The sequence below is a fragment of the Coprococcus intestinihominis genome (assembly GCF_040096555.1).
In the GTDB taxonomy this organism is placed as follows: domain Bacteria; phylum Bacillota; class Clostridia; order Lachnospirales; family Lachnospiraceae; genus Coprococcus_A; species Coprococcus_A intestinihominis.
Genome location: NZ_JBBMEK010000191.1, coordinates 1 through 6,454, shown reverse-complemented (window position 1 = coordinate 6,454; position 6,454 = coordinate 1). Strand labels below are relative to the sequence as shown.

At 47.8% G+C, this 6,454-nt stretch carries 6 protein-coding genes and 1 pseudogene; all 7 read right to left on the bottom strand.

The features are described 5' to 3' along the window. A partial coding sequence (locus tag WMO25_RS13135) for a DUF4366 domain-containing protein (RefSeq protein WP_349085659.1) occupies positions 1 to 633 on the bottom strand: 633 nt, incomplete at its 3' end. Beyond that, a complete protein-coding gene (locus tag WMO25_RS13130) occupies positions 623 to 880 on the bottom strand; it encodes a DUF4315 family protein (protein WP_002304378.1) in 258 nt (85 codons plus the stop codon). The genes WMO25_RS13135 and WMO25_RS13130, both read right to left, overlap by 11 nt. 14 nt (positions 881 to 894) lie before the next feature. Continuing rightward, positions 895 to 2,631 carry a C40 family peptidase gene (locus tag WMO25_RS13125; protein WP_002304377.1) on the bottom strand — a complete coding sequence of 579 codons (1,737 nt, stop codon included), beginning with the start codon at positions 2,629 to 2,631 and terminating at the stop codon, positions 895 to 897. A 3-nt stretch (positions 2,632 to 2,634) separates the two neighbouring features. Further along, positions 2,635 to 5,022: a VirB4-like conjugal transfer ATPase, CD1110 family gene (locus WMO25_RS13120; protein ID WP_002588967.1), complete on the bottom strand. Its 2,388-nt coding sequence runs from the start codon at positions 5,020 to 5,022 to the stop codon at positions 2,635 to 2,637. Then, entirely contained in the window at positions 4,982 to 5,416 is a 435-nt protein-coding gene (locus WMO25_RS13115) for a PrgI family protein (protein WP_002304375.1), read from the bottom strand. Before WMO25_RS13115 ends, WMO25_RS13120 begins: the two co-directional genes overlap by 41 nt. A gap of 17 nt (positions 5,417 to 5,433) precedes the next feature. Beyond that, positions 5,434 to 6,300, bottom strand: a complete 867-nt coding sequence (locus WMO25_RS13110; RefSeq protein WP_002304374.1) for a VirB6/TrbL-like conjugal transfer protein, CD1112 family — start codon at positions 6,298 to 6,300, stop codon at positions 5,434 to 5,436. Positions 6,301 to 6,325: 25 nt separating this feature from the next. Next, positions 6,326 to 6,409: pseudogene (locus tag WMO25_RS13105) on the bottom strand (Maff2 family mobile element protein); the annotation flags it as partial. Positions 6,410 to 6,454: the final 45 nt, after the last annotated feature.

Below are 6,454 nucleotides of genomic sequence, written 5' to 3'. Positions count from 1 at the left end.
CTCAAACTCCGGATCGTACCCATAGTCCTCGTCATCGTCCACATAATCAGCATCTGGGTCAGGCTTTGCCGCTTCCTGTGCCTTCTTCTTTTCCTGGACTTTCTTAAATACGAAGAATCCACCACCACAGGCAAGCACAATCAGAGTAAGAATCGCCGGGAGCATATTTGTGGATTTCGGCTTTTCCTCCGGTGTCGGTTCTGTAATTTCAGGAACTGTTTCAACTACTTCCGGCTTTGTTTCCTCAACCGGCTTGGTGAACTCTGCAACTTCTTCCTCGTCCATCAGCTTGAGCAGGTCGGCTTCATCCACCTGATTCAGAAAATGCACGGTTTCCTCGCCCTTATCATCACGGTCAATGATGATATAGAAGTAGTTTCCGTTTTTGGTTACAGCGGTAATGAACTGCTTTCCGCTTTTCGTAGGCGAGCCAGCGTCATCAACCAAAGTCAGATTGCCGTCGGGAGTAAGCGGTAGCATCGGCTCCTCCGGCTCTGTTTCGGGAACTTTTTCTTCGACCGCAGGTTCTTCAGTCGCTACGCTTTCATCTACATAGGCAAATGCCGTTGTAGAAAACACGCCAAAACACATTGCACACGCCAGCAATGCGGCTCCAATTTTCTTAAATCTCATTCTGCGTTTCCTCCTCATTCATAGTATTGATCGTATCAGGCTTCGGAGCCATATCCGCAGCAAACATACGGAGCAGCTCGGAAAGCTGTTCGGGATTCAGGTTCGCAGCATGAACCATCTCATGGATTTCGGAATTTTCCTCCTCACGGTATCTGCGTTCCAGGTCTTTCACCTTAGCATCCCATTCTGCCCGTTTCTTACGGGCTTTTTCAAGGTCTGCACCTATTCTGTCTAACTTGGCACTCAATCGCCATCCCTCCTTTAGTTTCTGATTCTGCCGAAGCAGTAAAAATGCTGTTGCCAGTAATTCGATTCGATAGAAGCGTAGGAAATGGGGTTTCCGCAGTGGATCATCATACCATTGCCAACATAGATACCAACGTGTGATGCACCGGAGGTATCATAAGTGCCTTGGAAGAAAATCAAATCTCCCGGTTTGGCAGAGCTTTTCGGGATAATGTCGCATACGCCCATCAAACCGTTTGCGGTCAAACGACCAACACTCCAACCGTTTCCGCAGTGATTGATTACATAGGAAACAAATCCGGAGCAGTCAAAGGAGGTAGACGGGCTGCTGCCGCCCCACACATACGGGTATCCCAGATATTTTTCAGCTTCCCGAATCATATTGGCAAATCTTGTGTCTGTCAGCGCTTCGCCCGGAATATCATAATCGGTGTACTCGCCGCCAGGGGTGGCGTAAATGTCATTTCCGAAAATATCCGGTCTGTTGCCCCTTGTCTGAAGCAAAATTCTATATCGCTCCATATCATCTTCCGACAAGCCGGAATTTGAAATCACACTGTTCAAGCCCTTATTTCTGAGCTTCACATTCAGAATATAATATTCGTAATCTTCTTCCTCTGTTGTTGTCTCTCCCGTTTCGGGATCAGTAGAAGATGTTGTTCGTGTACGAATCTCTACTACTTCCGTCAGGGTCAGCTCATATTGTTGCTCAAATAGCCATTGCAGGGTAGCCTGCACCTCATCTCTGGTGTAATCCTCAAACTTCACCGTCAAATACGCCGCCAGCTCATAAGGATTGTGGTTGATTTCATCAAGGTCATACCGGTACTCGTCATATCCGCTATGAGTACGCTCGATATTATTGATTTTATTGCGGAGCGCAGCTTCCAAAGCCTTGTAATCATTGTCCGCACCAATAATATCTTCCTCTTTTGCAGTAAAAGAAGTTCCCAGAATGATCTGTGTGCCGCCTTGGAACATAGCCGAACAAGACGAGAACATCCCTGAGAGTATCATAAAAAGCAGTCCGGCAATCAAAACAAACAGAATCGTTTTAGAGTGTGTGGTGCAGAACTCCGTTACTCTTTCTGTGATGTTCTTGGCTCCCTGAGCTGCTTTGCCCGTTGCCTTGCCTGCACCCTTAGATGCAGAAGCCGTTGTCGAAGCGGTATTCTTACCGGCTTTGGCGGCAGCATATTCTTTCTTGATTGCCCTTTTCTGTTGCCAACGGGAAAAGGGATTGGAACCGGCATCGGGGTTGTCCTTTTTGAACTTCTCATACAGGGCATTTACATTTGCTTTATCTGACTTCTCAACCAGCTTTTCCGCCTTGTCGTAGGCTTTCAGCTTGTGACTGTAAACGGCATGATCGACGGTATAGACAGTGGATTCAACAGCCTTGGTCGTTTCCTGCACAGCCTGAACGCCGATATTATCATCCTCATATTCTGACACCGCCCGATGTGCTTTGGATGTGAGCGTGACTGCGGCACCACGGCTTGCCATGTGCTTTGCCACAGATGGGCGCTCGATTTCCGTAAACTCCGCTTTTTCAAAACGGAGCTTTGCTTTACGGGAACCGGCTGCATCTGTTTCCAGCTTTAGCTTCGGCTTTGCCTTTTTAGAAGCCAATTTGTCTGCCGCTTTTTCAGCCCTATCAACCGCCTTATCTGCACGGTCGGCAGCTTTCTTCACATGAGAATCTGCAAGGTCATCTTCGGTAAAACGGAGTCGTGTAGGTCTTTTCGCCATACATTACGCCTCCTTTTCCTGTGCCACCTCGTTTAACTTCGTGGTCATAATGCGATACAGTTCCAGATCTGTCGGGAATCGGTCAATGAACGGCAGAATCACATTGCCATAGAACAGAAGTCCTTCGCCCTCACCGGAGTTGGTTACATAGGACAGCTGATGCGGCGAAATGTTCAACCGCTGTGCCAGAATACTTCGGTCATCGCTTGCCTGATTCAGCATATAGATGAAATCAGAGTTTTCGAGGATGTTGGCAATCTCCGGGGAACGAAGCAGGTCTTTGACATTCTGAGTAATACCGGTCGGCAAGCCGCCCCATTTACGGAATCGCTTCCAGATTTCTACGGAATAGGTTGCCGTCTGTTCTTCCTTCAGAAGCAGATGGAACTCGTCAATATAATATCTGGTCGATTTACCGGCAGAACGGTTGGCAGTTACACGCCCCCAGACCTGATCCTGAACGATCAGCATACCGATTTTTTTCAGCTGATTGCCCAGCTCCTTAATGTCGAAGCACACCAGACGATTCTGAATATCCACATTGGTTCTGTTGTTAAACAGTTTCAGAGAACCCTTAACATAGATTTCCAAGGCGGTCGCTACATGGTGGGCTTCCTTTTCGTCCTGTTTCAGAAGGGCATCATACAAATCCTCAAGGATCGGCATATTCTCAGGGGCAGGATTGTCGAAATATCTCTGGTAAATCTGATGCACACAACGGTCGATAACCGTCTTTTCGATAGGCTGCAAGCCATCCTTACTGCCCATAATCAACTCACAGAGGGACAGGATAAAATCAGCTTTCAGTGCTACCGGGTTGTCATCCTCAGAGTAGTTCAGGTTGATGTCCATAGGGTTGATATAGTTGGTACTGGAGGAGCTGATTTTTACCACCTGACCATTGAACTTGTGAACCAGAGCCGCATATTCCGCTTCGGGGTCGCAGATGATAATATCGTCATCCGTAACCAGGAACGCATTGGTGATTTCACGCTTTGCGGAAAAGGATTTACCGGAACCGGGAGTACCCAGAATCAGTCCGTTGGGGTTCTTGAGCTTCTTTCTGTCCACCATGATAAGGTTGTTCGACAGAGCATTCAGCCCGTAATAGAGCGTTTCTCCACCATTCTGGAACAGCTCCTGCGTGGTGAAAGGCACAAAAATAGCCGTGGAACTGGTAGTCAGGCCACGACGAATCTCAATCAGGTTTTGTGCCAAAGGCAGGCTGCTCATCAGTCCGGATTCCTGCTGAAAATCCAAACGACGCAGATTGCAGTTATGCTTCTGGGCGATGCTCTGTGCCTGGAACACATTGTTCTCCAGTTCCTGCTCGGTGCGCCCGGTGTTCAGCACCAGAAATGTCACCATGAACATTCGCTCATTCTGGCTCTGCAATTCTTTCAGAAGTGACTTCGCATCTTTACCATAGGTAGCAAGGTCAGATGGGATAATGTCCATGTCATAGCCAGAACGCACAGCCTTTTTCTGTTCCTCGATTTTGGAACGGTCAAGCTCGGTGATGATTCTCTTGATGGTCTTAATCGCCGCAGTCTGGTCAACCGACTGGATGTGCATGGTCACGATCTGCGTGGATTCCATATCCAGAAAATCCGCCAGCATACGATCAGACAGGTCTGATGCCGTAATTGCCAGATAAGACATCGAACCGAAGATACTGCCCATCTGGAAGGTGCGGTTGGTCTTAAAGGCAAACGCCGTCGGAGCAATGAAGTCCTTTACGGACAGCCCGGATTCCACAAGATACTTCCAATCGAAGAAGAACTTATCATTATCACCCATGTGGAACATAGAGTGCATCAGATGCAGCCGCTCTTTGCCGTTCATGGTAGTGGCAATGACACCCAAACGCCGAAAGTTATTGAGCAGATCGTTTTCGATATGGTTGAGTCTCGGCTTTGCCTGCCGCATGGATTCGGCTTCAATGCCGAATGTCAGGTACTTGGTTTTGGTCAAGCCGTTGTTGCCCTGCGCCAACTGCTTTTTCAGCATCTGGCTATACTCGGCACGGACGGGATTGAAGCTGTCCTTCTTGAACGGGATACGGATACTCTTTTCAAAGCTTTCAGCATCGGTACTCAGGTTCATAAAGGAAAGCTCAAAGTGAATGGAGCTGTCAAAGAAATTCAGGAAACTGCACCACTCATCGAAGATGGCAGTCTTATCTTCCTGCTGTGCCAGCTGATAGTTGATGTCCTGAAACTGAATGGTCTTGGTGTAATAACTATCAGTGACACGGCAGATGCCATCCGGGAACATTCTCTGAAAGGGAATGGACTGCTGTGCAGTCTGCGGAATACCGTTGTCCTTCTTTGCCCGTTCCACAACAGCTTTAATTTCTCGCTGCTGCTTCCGATTCAGATTTGCAGGCATTTTGATGTTTCTTGCCTGTGGCTTCTTTTTGAAAAACAATTCGTTCAACCTCCTTTTCCAGTTTGTACTGACGCATCAAAGCGTCATAATAGTTGTCCGTCTGATAAGGGCGAACCTTGGGACGAACGAATTTGGTCTGAATGAAGTGTTCTACAACCACTTCCAACGGCTGACTATCCTTTTCATACATTGCCAGAAAGAACAACGGTAACATGACGATCATCATGGACAGTGCTGCAAGGCTCACATTTCCGGTTGCTTTGACCAGAAAGAAAATCGGCACTCCGATGAGCGCCGCCGCACCAAAGCAAAGTAACTGCCGTTTCGTCAGATTGAAGAACACTTTTGTTTTTACCCTCGTCAGGTCACGAGGTACGGGAATATACGCTGCCAAACAATTTCCTCCTTCCCTTAGTGAGCGCTGAATACACCCTTCGCAAGCGAACCAGTCTTAAACAGGGTGAAGCACAAAAGGACGGTGTAGCCCATAACACCCCAGATAGAACCGATGATGTCATCACTGAATGCGATAGACTGAATCAGCACCGCATAAATGCCCACGCAGATCATAATCAGGAATCCCTGGAATCCGATTGCAAACAGCGAACGCAGATAATTCTGTCCGATATTGCTCTGTTCTCTGTTTCCAAAAGTGGAAAGCGGAATCGGGGCAAGGCTGACCATCAGATAAATTTCAATCATTCGACCGTAGACGATCACAAAGATGATGATTGCCAAAGCGGACATCGTGACCTGCACGATAAAGGATTGCAGGAACAAGCCGAGCAAAGGACCCAAATCCATTGCCATCAGCGTTTCTTCCATTGTTTCCAATGCCGAAGCATCTATGGCAGTATTTCCGGATATGATACCGGCGCTTGCGTTTATAACGTGCTGTGTCACATCAAACACAGCCATCGTGATATTGAATGTGTTTGTGATTAACATGACCGCAACAAAAGTCTTGAACACCCATTTGAAGAAGATCCAGGTTTCAAAATTTGCCAGATTGTTGTGGTCAATAATCATCTGAATTAGCTCATAACAGGCAATGAAGGTCAGAATCAAGCCTGCGATTGGGATAATCACTGACTCGGAGATGTTTCGTACCATGGCAAAGACACCCGGCGAAAAATTCGCCGGGGTCATGCCAACGGAGGTTGCTATCTCGCCAACCTGGTTGTTGACGGACTCAAACATCCCCGACAGATTTCCCATAATAGCTGAAACGAGCATTTCTTTCAGCCAGTCTGTGATCTGTTGGAGTATGCTGTCCAAAGGCGATTACCTCCTTGTTTTGTGATTAACCGAACAGTCCGGAGAGCAGAGGTACAAGGGTGGTGCCGATGAGGGCAACACCGCCGCCAGCCATGAGCTGTTTTATCCCCAATTAGGTGTAAAACTCTGCTCGATGGCGGGCGGCGGCGTACAA